The sequence below is a fragment of the Streptomyces sp. NPDC102360 genome (genome assembly GCF_044766085.1).
Lineage (GTDB): Bacteria > Actinomycetota > Actinomycetes > Streptomycetales > Streptomycetaceae > Streptomyces.
Window position 1 is genome coordinate 744,536 of record NZ_JBIWLG010000001.1, and the last position, 15,934, is coordinate 760,469.

Below are 15,934 nucleotides of genomic sequence, written 5' to 3' on the forward strand. Positions count from 1 at the left end.
GAGGCTCGGGCTCAGAGGGTCCGCACCAGCAGACTCGCGATGACGACGGAACCGATACTGACCGTGGTGAACCCGCCGGTGAGCATCGGGGCGAGCAGGTCGTCGGTGATGGCTTTCCGCTCGTGCTCGTCGCCGCCCACACTGCGAGCCACTTCGGTGGTGGTGAGATAGTCCAGCGGGAAACCGAGCAGCGCCGTGAGCGCGACCGCCATGCCCTTGACCGGACGCCAGCCGACCAGCCGCGCTCCCACCCAGCCGCCGAGCATCAGGCCCGCCACACCGACGAGGACGATCGAGGCGACGACGGGCAGCACCCGGAACAGTTGCCCGGTCGAGATGGTGGTGGCGCTCGCCAGGGCGACGACGAGCAGGCCGATCATCGCGACGGTGAAGCCGTTCGCCTTCTCCAGGGCCTTCTCCGGATACACGCCCAGCCACGGGCCGAGGACGCCGATGCCGAGACCCCACACGCTGTAGCTGATGTGCGTGAGGGACTGCAGGCCGACGGCGCAGGCGCCGCCGGTGAAGACGAGCAGCAGGAGCGCGGTGTTGCTCTGTGCGTACCGCTCCGGGACGAGCAGTTTCCGCCGCGCCGGTGGAAGGTCGTCCGGCTCCTGCGGCGGGGAGGCCGCGGCGGGCAGGCCGTCGGGTGTCACGGGCACCGGCTGTCGCGGCTGCCGGGCGAGCGCCGTGATGTGTGCGGCGTGCCGGCGCAGCAGGTTCGTCACCAGGGGGAGGCCGACCAGTTGTTGCAGGGCGAACACGAGCAGCGGCACAGCTGTCAGCGAGGTCAGCCCGACCTGGTGAAGTGCCTTGTCGGTGATGAGGTAGGCCAGCAGACCACCGTTGATCGGTCCCACTCCCGCGACCGCGGCGGCGTAGCCGAACAGTGGGGTGACGACGGCCGTCACCAGCAGGGCCGCGCCCAGCATGCCGCAGACGCCGATGAGTACCGCGCGGTACTGCTGCCGCATGACGCGCAGCGGGATCATGGTGCCCATGTGCACCATGAGCGCCGGAGCCAGCAGGTTGCCGGTGGTCGTCAGCGTGGAGTCGGCCACGAGGTGGTGGGGCAGGACATGCAGGCTCGTCAGGGCGAACAGCGTCACGAAGGCGACGAGGAAGCCGGGGACCCTGGCCCGGGTGAGGACGGAGAGCACCTCGCCGAGGGTCAACAGGGCCAGGACGAGGGTGGCAGCCAGTACCGGGTTCATGCGCGGTGTTGCCTTTCCGCCGCAGGGCGCACCCGAGGGGGCGTCCGTTCGCTGAGTACGGGGGCACTGCCAGGTGTGACGGGATGAGGTGGTCAACCCGCGGCGCGCAGAAGGCTGTTGCGCCGGTCGTCGTCGAGAGCGAGGTCGATACCTGTCCAAGCCATGGCGAGGGCGCCTTGCAGCATCGCCGCTTCTGCCGCCGTGGTCGCGCAGGCCTTGGTGAAGCCCTTCTGGTGGTTGACGTGTCCGGCCGCGTCGATGCCGACGCTCGCGTGCAGGGCGGGCATGGCCTGCGAGACGTCGGACATGTCCGACGAGGCGCGGGGGCTCGGTTCGGTGGAGAAGCGGCGGCCGAGGGACTCGGCGTTGCGCTGATAGAGGCCGGTGAGCGTGGTGTTGTTGCGGAACTCGGCGTACGGCGGGCACGGCGCGTCGATCTTCAGCGTCGCACCGGTGGCCGTGGCGCCCGCCTCGAAGCACGCCTCGACCCGGGGCCGTAGCCGCTGAAGTCCCTCCAGGGTCTCCGAGCGCAGGATCCAGGTGCCGGTGGTGTGGCCGGGCACGATGTTGGGGGCGTCGCCGCCATAGGTGACGATGCCGTGGATGCGGTCGCCGTCCGGGATGTGCTGGCGCAGCAGCCCGATGCCGACCTGCGCGACGGTCTGCGCGTCGGCGGCGTTCACGCCCCGCTCCGGCCAGTTGGCGGACTGCGCGGACCGTCCCGTGTAGTCGATCTCCAGCCGGGCGTTGGCCATCATCCGGGCGTCGGCCCGTTCCGTGGGGGCCGGTACGGGGTGGATCATCATCGCCGCGTGGGTGCCGTCGAACACGCCGCGGTCGAGCATGAGGATCTTGCCGCCGCCGTTCTCCTCCGCCGGAGTGCCGAACACGCGGACGGTGAGCCCGAGTTCGTCGGCGAGCGGGGCGAGGGCCAGTGCGGTCGCCACACCCGAGGCGGCGATCAGGTTGTGCCCGCAGGCGTGCCCCACATCCGGCAGCGCGTCGTACTCGCAGCAGATACCGAGGACGAGCGGCCCGGAACCGACCGAGGCCAGCAGGGCCGTCGGCAGGTCCGCTACACCGCGCCGCACCTCGAACCCGGCCTGCTCCAGTGTGTCGGCCACCCAGCCGCTCGCCCGGTGCTCCTCGAAACCGAGTTCGGGGTGGGCGTGAATGCGACGGCTGAGATCGGTGAGCCGGTCGTGCTCGCGCTCGAGCGTCCTACGGGCCTGGCCCTTGGTATCCACGAGGCACCTCGCTGGTGAAGGGGGAATTCGATGTAGCCAGTACCGTCCCGTTTCCTGATGAGATGGGCCAGACAGCTGGTTCTCTTCGTAAGAAACAGCCGCCTTGATGGCGGAGAGTTTCACAAGTGGGGGCTGTGCCACGGACTTGGTGGGGGCATATCGTCGCGATGTGTCTGAGCCGACCCGACCTCCCCTGACCGAGCTGGACCGCCGGATCGTGGGGGCGCTGCAAGTGAACGGCCGTGCGTCGTGGCGCCGGATCGCCGCAGCACTCGGCGAGCCCGAGCGCACGGTCGCCCGTCGCGGCAGTGACCTGCTGCGGTCCGGCGTCGTCTCCGTGGTGGCCACGGCCGCGCGCGGTGAGGCCGCTGTTCTCCGCATCCGGTGTGCCCCCGGTGCCGCTCGGCTCGTCGGCTCGGTGCTGGCCGGACGTGTCGAGTGCACGAGCTGCTACCTGCTCACCGGTCGCGTGCACTGCCATGCCGAGGTGTTCGTGCCGCGCGGCCGGCTCGCGTCCTTCGCACTCGACGAAGTGAACGCCACACGGGGGCTGTTGGAGGTCGAGACGCACATGGTCACCCGCTACTTCCGCGGAGTGCACCGCTGGCGACCCGGTCTTGTCACCTCGCAGGAGGCGGCCGGGCTGACGGACGAGCCGGACGAGCCCGCCCCGTCCACGGGCGCCGCAGCCCTGCCGGTACTCACGCGTGAGGACCGCGTCATCCGGGACGCGCTGGCCGCCGACGGCCGGATGGCCAACGAGGCGCTGGCCCGCCTCGCGGGAGTCTCCGAACCCACCGCTCAGCGGCGTGTACGCAGCCTGCTGAGCACGACGCGCGTGAACGTACGGGCAGTCGTCGATCCGGCGCTGATCGGCCTGCACGTGTGCGCCGTCGTGTGGATCCAGGCCCGCCCCGGTCGCGTCGACGAGATCGGCAAGGCCCTGGCCGAGTCACCATACGTCCGGTACGCGGCGGCGACGACGGGGGAGTTCCAGCTCGTCGCCGACCTCGCGGTCCCGGACATGCCCGCGCTGCACGAGGCGCTGACGGGATCGGCCTGGGCGGAACACGCCACCGTGGTGGAGTCGGCGGTCATCGTCGAGGCGCCCAAGCGCAGTGGCGTCGTCCGGGTCGAGGACGAACGCCGCTGAGCCGTTTCGTGGCGAGGGGCGGGGGCCGTCAGCCCTTCCGGCTGTCGCGGGGGGCCAGGAGCGGCATCAGCACATGGGTCACGATGCTGTCGATGTCCCGGTCGGTGATGGTGCCGCGTTCCATGTGTTCGGCGCTGACGAGGCGCTGCCCCACTGCCGCGATCTGCGGGGTGACCGCCGCGGGGTCGACCTCTCCGCGCTCCGCGCCCGCCTGCAGCACCGACAGCAGGATGTCCAGACGCTCCTGCACGACCAGTTGGTGCACCTGGTTGTAGAGGTCGGGGTGGCGCGGACGCTGGGTCATCAGCGGTCGCAGTGCCTGGCCGTGCGGCTCGTCCAGGACGCGGGCGAAGTCAGTGAGCACGGCGGTCAGGTCGTCCCGGACGGAGCCGGTGTGGGGATGCACGATGTCGGCGTAGCCCGCGCAAGGGTCGGTCAGCGCCTGCAGGACGAGCTCGGCGGGAGTGTTCCAGCGCCGGTAGAGCGACGCCTTCCCCGCTCCCGCACGTGCGGCGATCTTGTCGAAGCTCAGTTCCTCGAAGCTGGTCTCGGCGAGTTCGGCGAGGGTGGCCAGGTAGATCGCCCGGGTCAGGTTCGCCCCGTGGCGGCGCGGAGGCCGGGCCTCGGGTCGCTGGGGATCCTGATGTGTGCGGGATGTCGTCTTGGGCGCGGAGGTCACTCTTCCTGTTATAGCCGCGGCGACGCCGCCGCGTCGACCCGGGCCTGGTGGGCACGGAACGCGGCGTGCTACGTTCGGATCTCAGTGAACAAAGTTGTCTCTTGAGTGCCGGGTCGACGCGTCGTCGTGGTCCTGCCGACGGCGGCCTCGACCCGCAGCAGCCGCAACAAGGTCCCCCCACCTGACGAGCAGTCACGAGACAGCCCCTCATCAGTCCAGGTCCATCGCATGCGCAACAGGAGGGAATTCACCATGACTTCCGCCGCTCCTACCGAACCCCCCACCGACTGCCCGATATCGGACGTGGACCCCTTCTCCGACGAGTTCCTCGCGGACCCCTTCCCGTCCATGGATCGGCTGCGTGAGTCGGGCGAGGTCTTCTACCTGCGCGCGTACGACGTGTGGGGTGTCGCGCGGGACGAACAGGTCGCCGCGGTGCTGCGCGACCACGAGACCTTCTCCAACGCCGCGGGCATCGGCTACACCAACCTCGCCGAGGAAGACGCGTGGCGTTCGCCCAGTCTGATTCTGGAAGCGGATCCGCCCGCACACACCAGGACCCGCTCGGTCGTCACCCGCGTCCTCTCCCCGCGTGCGCTGCGTGATCTCAAGAAGCCGTTCGAGGAGCAGGCCGGGCTACTCGCCGACAGCCTCGTGGCCAAGGGCACCTTCGACGCGGTCCCCGAACTCGCCGAGGCGTTCCCCCTGCGGGTCTTCGGGGACGCCCTGGGCCTGCCCGAACGCGACCGGCACAAGCTGCTCGTCTACGGCGGCATGACCTTCAACGCCAACGGCCCGGACAACCGGCACTTCCAGGAAGCCGTCGCCCAGGTCGGCGGCATGCAGGGCTGGGTCGACGAGCAGTGCTCGCGTGAAGCGCTCGGCCCGGACTCCTTCGGCGCGCACATCTACGCAGCGGTGGACTCCGGCGAACTGGCCGAGAGCGAAGCCAAGTTGCTGGTGCGCTCGTTCCTGACGGCCGGCGTCGACACCACGGTCAGCTCGCTCGGCTTCGCGATCCGCCGCTTCGCCGAACACCCCGACCAGTGGGATCTGCTGCGCGCGGATCCGTCCCTGGCCCGCTCCGCGTTCGACGAGATCGTGCGCCTGGAGTCGCCGGTGATCGGCTTCTTCCGCACCACCAAGACCGAGGCCGTCCTCTCCGGCGCCACGATCCCGGCCGGATCGAAGGTCATGGTGTTCTTCGCGGGCGCCAACCGCGACCCCCGCCGCTGGGACGACCCCGAGCGCTTCGACATCCGCCGCCGCAGCGCCGGGCACGCCGGCTTCGGCGTCGGCGTCCACGGCTGCGCCGGGCAGATGCTCGCCCGGTTGGAGGCCGAGACGATCCTCAAGGCCCTGGCCACCCGGGTCGCACGGTGGGAGCTGACCGGCACACCCCGCGTCAGGCTCAACAACACCCTGCGCGGCCTGGAGACCCTGCCCGTGCGGGCGCACCCCGCGTAACCACCCGACACACCAAGTCTCCCCGCCCGCTTCTCGTAGCCGCAGTGGGTGGGCCGTGGTGTCCACACCTGCTTCAGAAAGGAGCACAGGCATGCCGAAAATCCACTTCCACAATGTCGACGGAGGCGAGGACACGGTGGAGGCGGACGCCGGCACCAGCGTCATGCAGGCCGCGATGGTGCACGACGTGCCGGGCATCGTCGCCGAATGCGGCGGATCCATGATGTGCGCCACCTGTCATGTCTACGTCGACCCCGACTGGGCCGAGCGGCTTCAGCCGTGCGGCGAGGTCGAGGACGAGATGCTGGAGTCCGCCGCGAGCCCCCGCCAGGAGAGCAGCCGACTGTCCTGCCAGATCACCATGACCGACGAACTCGACGGCCTCGTCGTGCACACCCCGGAGGCCCAGCTGTGAGCTCGCCCCGCGTACTGATCGCGGGGGCGGGCCACGCCGGCTACCAGGTGGCCACCTCGCTGCGGTCGGCCGGTTTCGATGGGCACGTGACCCTCGTGGGTGACGAACCCTGCCTGCCGTACCAGCGCCCACCGCTGTCCAAGGACTACCTGCTCGGCAAGGTGCCCGAGGAGTTGGTTCCGTTCCGTGCGCCGGCCTTCTATCCCGACCACGACATCGAGGTACGGGTCGGGGCCGCGGTGGCCGGGATCGACCGGGACCGGCGCCACGTCGCGCTCGCCTCCGGTGAGGACGACCTCGGCTACGACCACCTGGTCCTCGCCCTCGGCGCACGTTGCCGCCAACTCGGGCTTCCCGGCTCGGACTTGCGCGGCGTGGTGGAACTCCGCACCCGAGCCGACGCCGAACTCCTGCGCCGACAGCTGACGCCCGGCGTACGGGTCGCCGTCGTGGGCGGCGGCTTCATCGGCCTGGAGGTCGCCGCCGCGGCAAGGAGCCTCGGCGCCGAAGTGACCGTCCTGGAGGCGTCACCGGAGCTGATGGGCCGCGTGCTGTCGCGACCCACCGCCGCCCACCTCGCCGATCTGCACGGACGCAGCGGCGTGAACATCCGCTGTGCCACCGGCGTGGCGGCGATCGAGGGTACGGACGGGCGGGTCACCGCGGTGCGCACCGCCACCGGGGACCTCCTCGACGCCGATGTCGTCGTGCTCGGCGTCGGCGTCGTCCCGAACACCGAACTCGCTGCCGACGCAGGCCTCGTGGTCGACAACGGCATCGTCGTCGACCACGATCTGCTGACCAGCGATACGGCGATCTCCGCGATCGGTGACTGTGCGAGCTTCCCCACCCGCTTCAGCCCGCACCCGACCCGACTGGAATCGGTGCAGAACGCCGCGGACCAGGCCCGCCACGTCGCCGCGCGCCTCACCGGCCGCGCCGACGGCCCGTACGACGCGGTGCCGTACTTCTGGAGCAGCCAGTACGCCGCCAAACTGCAGATCGCCGGTCTCCGCAACGGACATGACCACACCGTGCGCCGCGGCGGCGTCGACGCCTTCTCCACCTTCTGCTTCCAGGGAGACCGGCTCCTGGCCGTCGAATCGGTCAACGCGCCCGCGGATCACCTTGCCGCCCGCAAGATCCTCTCCGCACAGACGCGCATCACCCCTGACCAAGCCGCAGACATGAGCGTCAAGCTTCGCACGCTTGTTCCGTGACAACTCACCCCTGCACGAAAGGAGTTACGCAATGTCCCAGCAAGTACGAGGTGTGATCGCGCGGGCGAAGGGCGCCCCGGTGGAGATCGCCACGATCACCGTTCCGGACCCCGGGCCCGGCGAGGCCGTCGTGAAGGTCCAGGCGTGCGGGGTCTGTCACACGGACCTGCACTACCGGGAGGGCGGGATCAACGACGACTTCCCGTTCCTGCTCGGGCACGAGGCGGCGGGCATCGTGGAGGCGGTGGGCGCCGGTGTCACGGAGGTCGTCCCCGGTGACTTCGTGATCCTCAACTGGCGTGCGGTGTGCGGCCAGTGCCGTGCCTGCAAGCGGGGGCGGTCCCAGTACTGCTTCGCCACGCACAACGCGAAGCAGAAGATGACGCTGGAAGACGGGACGGAGCTGTCGCCGGCGCTGGGTATCGGTGCCTTCGCCGAGAAGACCCTGGTGGCCGCCGGGCAGTGCACCAAGGTCGATGAGGCGGCCTCGCCGGCCGCGGCGGGACTGCTCGGCTGCGGTGTGATGGCCGGGATCGGCGCCGCCATCAACACCGGCAACGTGGGCCGCGGTGACTCGGTCGCCGTGATCGGCTGTGGCGGGGTCGGCAACGCCGCCGTCGTCGGGTCCCGGCTGGCCGGCGCCGCGAAGATCATCGCCGTCGACATCGACGACGAGAAGCTCGCCACGGCGCGCGAGCTGGGCGCCACGCACACCGTCAACTCCCGCTCCACCGACCCGATCGAGGCCGTGCGCGGGCTGACCGGCGGGTTCGGCGCGGACGTCGTCATCGAGGCGGTCGGCCGCCCGGAGACGTACGAGCAGGCCTTCTACGCGCGCGACTTGGCGGGCACGGTCGTCCTGGTCGGGGTGCCGACGCCGGAGATGCGCATCGATCTGCCGCTCCTGGACGTGTTCGGGCGGGGTGGCGCCCTCAAGTCGTCCTGGTACGGCGACTGTCTGCCGGCCCGCGACTTCCCGATGCTCATCGACCTCTACCAGCAGGGCCGGCTCGATCTCGACGCGTTCGTGACCGAGACCATCGCCCTGGAGGACGTGGAGAAGGCGTTCGAGCGGATGCACCACGGCGACGTGCTGCGATCGGTGGTGATGTTCTGATGTCCGCACACACCGCGAGCGGTTCCGTCCGCATCGAGCACCTCGTCACCTCCGGCACGTTCTCCCTCGACGGAGGCACCTGGGAGGTCGACAACAATGTATGGATCGTCGGTGACGACCGTGAGGCGATCGTCATCGACGCGGCGCATGACGCCGACGCCATCGCGGAGGCCGTCGGCTCGCGGCGGCTCGTCGCGATCGTGTGCACCCATGCCCACGACGACCACATCGACGCGGCGCCCGCGCTCGCCGAGCGCACCGGCGCGCCGATCCTGCTGCACCCCGCCGACACGGACCTGTGGAAGCGTACGCACCCGGACCGCGCGCCCGACGGAGAACTCGCCGATGGGCAGCAAGTGGCCGTCGCAGGAGTGGAGTTGACGGTTCTGCACACGCCGGGCCACTGCCACGGTGCGGTCAGCCTGTACGCGCCCGCGCTCGGCACCGTCTTCACCGGGGACACCCTGTTCCAGGGCGGCCCCGGCGCCACGGGGCGGACGTTCAGCGACTTCCCGACGATCGTCGAGTCGATCCGGGAGCGTCTGCTGACGCTGCCGCCCGAGACCGCCGTACGCACCGGACACGGTGACAGTACGACCGTCAAGGAGGAGGCGCCCCACCTGAGCGAGTGGATCGCCCAGGGGCAGTGAGAGGAGAGAGGAACGCCGGGCGGCGCTACCGGCCGTCCTCGCGCTTCCCGGGAAGGGGAACGGGCGGAGCGTCGTCAATCGTGCCGAGGATCGACTGCAACTGCTGCAGGGTGTCTTGCAGTGTCGCGGTCGGCACCGCGGACAGAGTGCCGTGGAGTGCGGCGGTCGCCGCGGTGGTGATGGCCTCCGCGTCGGTGACTCCCTCAGGCGTCAGGCGCACGTTGTGGCTGCGTCCGTCCTGGGGGTCGGGGACGCGCGACACGAGGTCGCGGGCCTCCAGCCGGCGCAGGACGTTGCTCAGTCCGCCGGTGGTCAGCAGCAGACGCGTGGCCAGCTCCTTGGGCCGGAGCTGGTAGGGCTCGCCGACGGCACGCAGCGCGCCGAGCACGTCGAGTTCCGCGGCCGTGAGGCCCTGTGCCGCAAGAGATGGGGCTATGGCGCGCTCCAGCAGACCCTGCAGGCGAACGACATGTTGAGAGAGCGTGAGCGCCAGACGTTCGTCGCTCAAGCCGTTCTCGCTGTGGGAAGCCATGGCCCGATCATACCGAATAATGCTTTTGTGATACCTTTCAAGAAAGGTAAATGGAGGAGGTCCTGATGGCGACTGTTACTGCGATCGACGATGTCCGCGTATTCACGGGCGACGGTCTGACCCGGCCCCGGCGGGTGTACGTCGAGGGCGAGAGCATCGTCGCCGACGGAACCCCGGACGTGGTGGTGGACGGTGCGGGCAAGGTGCTGCTGCCGGGTCTGATCGACTCGCACATCCACACGCTGGGGCGGGACGACCTGGCGGACCTGGCACAGGCGGGCGTCACCACCGGCCTGGACATGGCGGCCTGGCCGCTCCCGTTCGTGACCGAGATGCGCGGACAGGCAGGCGTGGCCCAGATCCTGTCCGCGACGACTCCCGCGGTCGGGCCCGGCGGCAACCACGCCAAGATGCCCGGCTTCCCCGCGGACGGCATCGTCACGACCCCGCAGGAGGCGCACGCCTTCGTCGAGCGGCGGATCGCCGACGGCGCCGACTACATCAAGATCGTCACGGAGGCCGCGCCGCCGGAGGGCATGGACCGGGCGACCGTGAAGGCGATCGTCGAGGCGGCGCACGAGCACAACCGCCTCGTCGTGGCGCACTCGATCACCACCGGCGCGTTCCGCGTCGCGGTCGAGGCCGGCGTCGACATCAGCACGCACGCGCCTCTGGACGCCGTCCTCGACGACGAGACCGTCGCGCGGATGCGGGACGCCGGAATGGTGTCCTCACCCACCCTGACGATGATGAGGGGCATCGCCGGCGTCCGGGCCGGGGCCGGGCTCAAGTACGAGTACGCCCGCGACACCGTGACCAAGTTCCACGAGGCCGGAATCCGGCTGCTGGTCGGCACCGACGCGAACTCCGCGCCCGGGGTCCCCTTCGCACCCCGGCACGGCACGTCCTTCCACGACGAGCTGGAGCTCATGGTCGAGGCCGGGCTCACGCCCGTCGAGGCGCTGCGCGGTGCCACGACGCTCACCGCGCGCACCTTCGAACTCGACGACCGCGGTGCGGTCGAACCGGGCCGACGCGCCGACCTGGTCCTCGTCGACGGCGACCCGACCACCGACATCACCGCGACGCGCGCCATCGAGGGTGTCTGGATCGCCGGGGAGCGTGTCCGATGAGCAGGAGCGACGCTGTCAGCCGGATCGAACAGGCCATCCTCCACGAACGGCAGGGCCGTGATCGGGGCTGGTGGGCCCAGATGGGCGCCTCCTTCGCCGCCGACTCGTCGGTGAGTCTGTCCTGGTACACCGGTGACGGGCCCGGCTTCGTGGCGGCCTCGGAAGGTATGAGCGCTCAGGGGGACACGGCCGTGCACCGGCTCTCCCCGCCCGTCGTCCATGTCCGGGGCGACCGTGCCATCGCGGAGGTGTCGTGCGGCGTGGAGTTCCAGATCACGATCAAGGGCGTTCCGGCGCACCTGGTCTCGTACACACGGCTGAACTACCGGCTCACCGAGCGCGACGACCGCTGGCTGGTCCAGCGCATGGACGCGATCTACGAACGGGACACCCTCACCCCGGCGTACCCCGGCGACACCGTGGACGTCGGCAGCTCCGACGTAGCGGGGTTCCGGACCAGCTACGCGCTGCTGACCTACTACCTGGGCAGCAAGGGATACACCATCGGAGAGGACCTCCTCGGCGACGATCGCCCCGGTGAGGTGCAGGCGTTCTACGACGGTCTGCTTGAATGGCTGAACGCTGCCTGAGCGGGGCGTCTCTGACGGAATGCGCGCGATGCGCGGGATCAACGGGGGCCGGTGGGCCTGGCCGCAGCGCCGACCACCAGCCGTCGGCCTCCAGCCCCCGGGTCGATCATCACTGGAAAAGTCGGCCGGTAAGGCCGGTGAACGGACGCACATGAGCACACCAAGCAAGGACATGGCAATGACTCCAGCCGGCAGAGGCTCGTCACCGCGGCTGCGTACGTCGCTGGACGCGATCCCGGTCTACGTGCCCGGTAAAACGGCCGCGTCCGGCTGGAAGCTGTCCTCCAACGAGAACCCCTACCCGCCGCTCGACGGCGTGCTGGACGCCGTGACCGCCGCCGCCGGGCAGATGCACCGCTACCCGGATCTGCACAGCACCGAGCTGACGGACCGGCTTGCGGAACACCTTTCGGTCCCCGTCGCGCACATTGCCCTGGGCACGGGTTCCAGCGGGCTGCTGCAGCAGTTGATGCAGATCACCGTCGAGCCGGGTGACGAAGTCGTCTACGCCTGGCGGTCGTTCGAGTCCTACCCCATCGTCACCCGCCTGTTCGGGGCCCGTCCGGTAGAGGTGCCCCTCACCGGGGACGAGGCACACGACCTCGACGCGATGGCACAGGCGGTCACCGACCGCACCCGGCTGGTGTTCGTGTGCACGCCCAACAACCCCACCGGCAGGGCCCTGCACCGGGACGAACTGGAACGGTTCCTGGACCGCCTGCCGGTCGACGTGCTGGTCGCCCTGGACGAGGCCTACGTGGAGTTCATCACCGACCCCGACTGCGCCGACGGCGTGGAGCTGTACCGGGACCGGCCGAACGTCGTGGTCCTGCGGACGTTCTCCAAGGCCTACGGTCTGGCCGGGCTGCGGGTCGGCTACGCCGTCGCCCACGCACCGGTCGCCGAGGCGCTGCGCAAGACCGCCGTACCCTTCGGTGTCTCCACCACCGCGCAGAGCGCCGCGATCGCCTCGCTCGACCGGCAGGCCGAGCTGATGGAACGCGTCGACGAACTCGTCACCGAACGCGGACGCGTCCACCAGACGCTGTCGGAACAGGGCTGGACCGTGCCCGACAGCCAGGCCAACTTCGTCTGGCTCCGCCTCGGCGAACGGACCACCGCCTTCGCCGACCACTGCCGTGACGCCGGAGTGATCGTGCGGCCCTACGGCCAGGACGGCGTACGGATCACCATCGGCGAACGACAGGCCAACGACGCCTTTGTGGTCGCGGCCGGGCAGTTCCGCTGACGGGAGCGTGCCCCGTCCCCTGGCGCGGCGTGAGACGGGCGTCCGCTCACGCCGCACCGGCGCGAGCGGTCACCCGTGCGAGGACCTGATCGGCGGCGGGCAGCCGATCGCCGGCCCAGGCGACGTACTGGTCCGGACGGACGAGGACCAGGTCGGCTCCGTAACGGGAGCGCAGACCCGCATCGCCGAGATCCACCACGGTGAGCGGGACTCCCGCTGCCGCCGCGGCTTCCGTCAGGGGCGTGACACCCGTCCGTGCGTCCTGCGTCAGGCAGAGCAGGGTGAACCCGGTCCCCAGCCGGTCGTAGAGCGATCCGGAATCCAGCTGGGCATGGGGCAGCCTGCTGCCCGCGACCCTGTCGGCCCCGTGGGAGATGAGCGGTGAGGAGTCGAGGCTGACGTCGAGCACCAGGTCGAGGGCGTGGAACTCCGCCGCCTTGGTGGCCTGGATCCGCTTGTCGGCCGCTTGGCGCGCACTGTCGCCGAGCGGCCCTTCGACGTCGAGGCCGTCGTCCATCAGCTCGGCGGAGGTGTTCGCCATGTTGGCCGTCGCCTCCTGGATCACCAACTCCTGCACCGGGCGGCGCTCCGCTTCATAGCTGTCGAGCAGAGCCGGGCCGCCCCAGCCCTGGAGGACCGCGGCGAGCTTCCACCCGAGATCGACAGCGTCACCGATGCCGGTGTTCAGGCCGTGGCCGCCGAACGGCGGGTTGAGATGCGCGGCGTCACCCGCGAGGAAGATGCGGCCGTCGCGCATGCGGTCGGCGATCTGCATGCGTGCCGTCCAGGGGTCCGTCGACAGGACGGTCGCGTCGGTGGGTGTGCCGGCCGCTGCGTCGATGAGGTCCCTCGCCGTCCGCTCTCCCGTCTCACGGTCCACGCCGAACGCGATCATCCACCAGGTGCCGGACGTGTCGATGGGCCCGAGGAGCGCAGGGCAGGCCGCGTTGAGGACCCAGTACTGCACGGCCGGGCCGTGTCGCACGTCCGGCCACAGCTCGGGGGCCTCGAAGACCATGCCGAAGTTGGGGCGCAGAGCGTGCTCGCCGTCGTAGCGTGCGCCGATCTGTTCCCGCACGCTGCTGCGCGGTCCGTCGCAGCCGACGAGGTAGTCGCAGGTGACCGTCCTGGTCGCGGCGTCGCCATCCGTGAGTGTCACGTGTACGCCGGTCCCGTCCTGCTGTGCCTTCGAGAGGGCCCACCCAGTCTCCAGCGTGCACGTGGGCAGTTGGCGGACGGTGTCGCGCAGGAGTTCCTCGAGCACGTACTGCGGAGCCTGCTGCCCGAGTTCGGGGAAGCGCTCGCCTTCGTACGCGAGGCCCAACACGCCTGAGAAGCGCGAGAGTTCGCGTCCTGCGAGGGACGTACAGAACACGACGTCCTGGGACCAGTCCGTCGTCAGGGGTGCGCGTCGGCGGAGATCGTCGGCGATGCCCCAGCGGCTCAGGTGTTCCATGGTGCGTACGTTGATGGTCTTGCACCGGGGGCGGGCATGCGAGACGGTCGCCCTCGGCTCCACGACCAGAACGTCGATCCCTCGCCGCCCGAGTTCCACGGCGGTGGCCAGGCCCACCGGTCCTCCGCCGGCGATGACCACTTGGTGGTCGCTCATGTGTCGGGCCTCTTTCGATGGTGTGTGCCGTGCTGGGCGGCCGAGTGGTGGGGGAGCGGTGATGCCTGGCCCGCCCGTCGCGTGCTGGTGCACAGGAGGGGCGGACCAGGCATCCGGGTGCCGGTGGGTGACCGGCACCCGCTCAGCCGCCCATGAGCGTCTGCATGGGGTCGGGCAGGTCCTGCTTGATGGCCCAGGTGCGGTCGGTGAGTTCCCTGGTGGCCACGCCGGCGCGGTGCGCGGCGAGCAGCGCGGCCGGGTCGAAGGCGGGGCCGACGGAGTCCTCGCGGTACTCGTCGCCGTGCATGTAGGCGGTGGCCTGCTCGGGCTCGGCGAAGTTGTCGATCTGCATCTCGACGAAGTTGCCGTCGGGGTCGCGGTAGTACATCGACGTGGTGACACCGTGGGCGATACACACCGCCGGGAGGACGCCGCTGTCCTGGAGCTTCTCGAAGCGGGCCAGCAGATCGCCGAGGGTGTCGAAGGTGTACGCGACGTGGTGGGCGCCGGCCGCCATGGGGCTCTTGCGCTCCAGCGGGGTGGGCGGGGTGATCAGCGCTACGCGGTGGTGCTCCTCGTCGAAGGTGAGGAAGCACAGGGCGTCGTCCTGGTAGACGGTGTGGCCGTCCAGGACCGCGCAGTACCAGTCACGCATCTCGGTGGGCTGGCTGGTCTGGAACACCACGTGGGCGAACTTGGGGGCTCCCATGTCGATCCTCCTTGATCGATACCGGGATCGGTACCGGTGGTACGAACCCGTCGGAATTCAGTTGGTGAAGCGCTGGCGGAGCTCACCGATGCCTTCGATGGTGCTGACCAGCTCGTCGCCGACGGCGATCCAGTGCGGCGGCTTCTGGCCGATGCCGACACCCGCCGGGGTGCCGGTGAAGACGACGTCGCCGGGGAACAGTGGGACGACGGCCGACAGGCGGGCGAGCAGGTCGGGGACCGAGAAGATCATTTCGCCGGTGCGGCTCTTCTGGACCTCTTCACCGTTGAGCGTGCAGCGCAGCTCCAGGTCGTCGGGGTTGTCGAGATCGTCCGGGGTGACGAGCCACGGGCCGATTGGTGCGAACCCGGGGAAGGACTTGCCGAGGCTGAACTGGGGTGAGGGACCTTCGAGTTGAGTGATGCGCTCGGAGAGGTCCTGGCCGGCCGCGAGGCCCGCCACGTGCTTCCAGCCGTCCTCGGCCGTGATGCGGTGGGCGTAGGTGCCGATGACCACCACGAGCTCGATCTCCCAGTCGGTGTGGCCGCCGGTCGGAAGTGCCACATCGGTGACGGGGCCGCTGATGCTGGAGTTGAACTTGGTGAAGACCGGCGGCATCCGGTCGGGCAGCTCGAACCCGGCTTCGGCGGCGTGGTCACGGTAGTTGAGACCTGCGGCGATGAGCTGGCGAGGGGCCGGGGCGGGCGAGTCGAGGTCAGCGGCGTCGAATTCCGTGCCGCGCGGCAGCCGGGCGTCGGCCGCCCAGGTACGGAACTCCTCCCAACGCCCGTAGACGGCCTGCGGGTCGGCGGAGAAGAGGCCGTCACTGGCCTTCTCCACATCGACGGTAAGGCCGTCGACGACGAGAGCCAGACGGCCGGAGAGATTGGCGATGCGCACGATGTGCTCCGTGGGAAAGGGCGGCCGCTCGCAAGCGGCCTGTGCGG

General features: G+C 70.1%; 16 protein-coding genes. 9 read left to right on the forward strand and 7 right to left on the reverse strand.

The annotated features are described in order from the left end of the window. Window positions 1–11: 11 nt before the first annotated feature. Together ACIRHA_RS03450 and ACIRHA_RS03455 are read right to left on the reverse strand one after the other, a co-directional pair. Window positions 12–1,214, reverse strand: a complete 1,203-nt coding sequence (locus ACIRHA_RS03450; RefSeq protein WP_403839343.1) for a hypothetical protein — start codon at window positions 1,212–1,214, stop codon at window positions 12–14. Between the two features lie 92 nt (window positions 1,215–1,306). Beyond that, window positions 1,307–2,461: a M20 family metallopeptidase gene (locus ACIRHA_RS03455; protein ID WP_403839345.1), complete on the reverse strand. Its 1,155-nt coding sequence runs from the start codon at window positions 2,459–2,461 to the stop codon at window positions 1,307–1,309. Between the two features lie 169 nt (window positions 2,462–2,630). Between ACIRHA_RS03455 and ACIRHA_RS03460 the strand changes: the two genes are divergently transcribed. Continuing rightward, complete coding sequence (locus ACIRHA_RS03460) at window positions 2,631–3,614, forward strand: Lrp/AsnC family transcriptional regulator (protein ID WP_403839347.1); 984 nt, start codon at window positions 2,631–2,633, stop codon at window positions 3,612–3,614. A gap of 28 nt (window positions 3,615–3,642) precedes the next feature. On the opposite strand, the gene ACIRHA_RS03465 is transcribed toward ACIRHA_RS03460, so the two are convergent. Then, on the reverse strand, window positions 3,643–4,293 hold the full coding sequence (locus ACIRHA_RS03465) for a TetR/AcrR family transcriptional regulator (protein ID WP_403839349.1): 651 nt from the start codon (window positions 4,291–4,293) through the stop codon (window positions 3,643–3,645). Window positions 4,294–4,545: 252 nt separating this feature from the next. On the opposite strand from ACIRHA_RS03465, the gene ACIRHA_RS03470 reads away from it, so the two are divergent. The 5 genes from ACIRHA_RS03470 (at window position 4,546) to ACIRHA_RS03490 (ending at window position 9,162) form a co-directional block, all read left to right on the forward strand. Then, window positions 4,546–5,760, forward strand: a complete 1,215-nt coding sequence (locus ACIRHA_RS03470) for a cytochrome P450 (protein WP_403839351.1) — start codon at window positions 4,546–4,548, stop codon at window positions 5,758–5,760. 91 nt (window positions 5,761–5,851) lie between these two features. Next, a complete protein-coding gene (locus tag ACIRHA_RS03475; protein ID WP_403839353.1) occupies window positions 5,852–6,175 on the forward strand; it encodes a 2Fe-2S iron-sulfur cluster-binding protein in 324 nt (107 codons plus the stop codon). After that, window positions 6,172–7,395 (forward strand): NAD(P)/FAD-dependent oxidoreductase, encoded by a 1,224-nt coding sequence (locus ACIRHA_RS03480; protein WP_403839355.1) that lies wholly within the window; start codon window positions 6,172–6,174, stop codon window positions 7,393–7,395. Before ACIRHA_RS03475 ends, ACIRHA_RS03480 begins: the two co-directional genes overlap by 4 nt. A gap of 31 nt (window positions 7,396–7,426) precedes the next feature. Continuing rightward, on the forward strand, window positions 7,427–8,512 hold the full coding sequence (locus tag ACIRHA_RS03485; protein WP_403839357.1) for an S-(hydroxymethyl)mycothiol dehydrogenase: 1,086 nt from the start codon (window positions 7,427–7,429) through the stop codon (window positions 8,510–8,512). Then, window positions 8,512–9,162 (forward strand): MBL fold metallo-hydrolase, encoded by a 651-nt coding sequence (locus tag ACIRHA_RS03490; RefSeq protein ID WP_403839359.1) that lies wholly within the window; start codon window positions 8,512–8,514, stop codon window positions 9,160–9,162. Before ACIRHA_RS03485 ends, ACIRHA_RS03490 begins: the two co-directional genes overlap by 1 nt. Before the next feature lie 25 nt (window positions 9,163–9,187). Here the strand turns inward: ACIRHA_RS03490 and ACIRHA_RS03495 are convergent, their stop codons facing one another. Next, window positions 9,188–9,694, reverse strand: a complete 507-nt coding sequence (locus ACIRHA_RS03495; RefSeq protein ID WP_403839361.1) for a MarR family winged helix-turn-helix transcriptional regulator — start codon at window positions 9,692–9,694, stop codon at window positions 9,188–9,190. Window positions 9,695–9,759: 65 nt separating this feature from the next. Here ACIRHA_RS03495 and ACIRHA_RS03500 point away from each other — a divergent pair, with 65 nt between their 5' ends. The 3 genes from ACIRHA_RS03500 (at window position 9,760) to hisC (ending at window position 12,666) form a co-directional block, all read left to right on the forward strand. Continuing rightward, the gene (locus ACIRHA_RS03500) at window positions 9,760–10,827 is read left to right on the forward strand and encodes an amidohydrolase family protein (protein ID WP_403839363.1); all 1,068 of its coding nucleotides are present in this window, start codon (window positions 9,760–9,762) and stop codon (window positions 10,825–10,827) included. Continuing rightward, window positions 10,824–11,417, forward strand: coding sequence for a nuclear transport factor 2 family protein (locus ACIRHA_RS03505; protein ID WP_403839365.1), 594 nt, complete (start codon window positions 10,824–10,826; stop codon window positions 11,415–11,417). The genes ACIRHA_RS03500 and ACIRHA_RS03505 overlap by 4 nt, the downstream gene beginning before the upstream one ends. A gap of 178 nt (window positions 11,418–11,595) precedes the next feature. Next, the gene (hisC, locus tag ACIRHA_RS03510) at window positions 11,596–12,666 is read left to right on the forward strand and encodes a histidinol-phosphate transaminase (RefSeq protein WP_403839367.1); all 1,071 of its coding nucleotides are present in this window, start codon (window positions 11,596–11,598) and stop codon (window positions 12,664–12,666) included. Window positions 12,667–12,712: 46 nt separating this feature from the next. On the opposite strand, the gene ACIRHA_RS03515 is transcribed toward hisC, so the two are convergent. The 3 genes from ACIRHA_RS03515 to ACIRHA_RS03525 form a co-directional block, all read right to left on the reverse strand. Next, window positions 12,713–14,278 carry an FAD-dependent monooxygenase gene (locus ACIRHA_RS03515; protein WP_403839369.1) on the reverse strand — a complete coding sequence of 522 codons (1,566 nt, stop codon included), beginning with the start codon at window positions 14,276–14,278 and terminating at the stop codon, window positions 12,713–12,715. Window positions 14,279–14,420: 142 nt separating this feature from the next. Next, window positions 14,421–14,987 carry a VOC family protein gene (locus ACIRHA_RS03520; protein WP_403839371.1) on the reverse strand — a complete coding sequence of 189 codons (567 nt, stop codon included), beginning with the start codon at window positions 14,985–14,987 and terminating at the stop codon, window positions 14,421–14,423. A gap of 57 nt (window positions 14,988–15,044) precedes the next feature. Then, window positions 15,045–15,887 (reverse strand): fumarylacetoacetate hydrolase family protein, encoded by an 843-nt coding sequence (locus ACIRHA_RS03525; protein WP_403839373.1) that lies wholly within the window; start codon window positions 15,885–15,887, stop codon window positions 15,045–15,047. Window positions 15,888–15,934 lie beyond the last annotated feature (47 nt).

What these genes read in the sequence shown, in the direction of transcription:
- ACIRHA_RS03450 (WP_403839343.1), bottom strand. Translation starts at nt 1,214, where the DNA reads ATGAACCCGGTACTGGCTGCCACCCTCGTCCTGGCCCTGTTGACCCTC.
- ACIRHA_RS03470 (WP_403839351.1), top strand. Translation starts at nt 4,546, where the DNA reads ATGACTTCCGCCGCTCCTACCGAACCCCCCACCGACTGCCCGATATCG.
- ACIRHA_RS03475 (WP_403839353.1), top strand. Translation starts at nt 5,852, where the DNA reads ATGCCGAAAATCCACTTCCACAATGTCGACGGAGGCGAGGACACGGTG.
- ACIRHA_RS03485 (WP_403839357.1), top strand. Translation starts at nt 7,427, where the DNA reads ATGTCCCAGCAAGTACGAGGTGTGATCGCGCGGGCGAAGGGCGCCCCG.
- ACIRHA_RS03490 (WP_403839359.1), top strand. Translation starts at nt 8,512, where the DNA reads ATGTCCGCACACACCGCGAGCGGTTCCGTCCGCATCGAGCACCTCGTC.
- ACIRHA_RS03495 (WP_403839361.1), bottom strand. Translation starts at nt 9,694, where the DNA reads ATGGCTTCCCACAGCGAGAACGGCTTGAGCGACGAACGTCTGGCGCTC.
- ACIRHA_RS03500 (WP_403839363.1), top strand. Translation starts at nt 9,760, where the DNA reads ATGGCGACTGTTACTGCGATCGACGATGTCCGCGTATTCACGGGCGAC.
- ACIRHA_RS03505 (WP_403839365.1), top strand. Translation starts at nt 10,824, where the DNA reads ATGAGCAGGAGCGACGCTGTCAGCCGGATCGAACAGGCCATCCTCCAC.
- hisC (WP_403839367.1), top strand. Translation starts at nt 11,596, where the DNA reads ATGACTCCAGCCGGCAGAGGCTCGTCACCGCGGCTGCGTACGTCGCTG.
- ACIRHA_RS03515 (WP_403839369.1), bottom strand. Translation starts at nt 14,278, where the DNA reads ATGAGCGACCACCAAGTGGTCATCGCCGGCGGAGGACCGGTGGGCCTG.
- ACIRHA_RS03520 (WP_403839371.1), bottom strand. Translation starts at nt 14,987, where the DNA reads ATGGGAGCCCCCAAGTTCGCCCACGTGGTGTTCCAGACCAGCCAGCCC.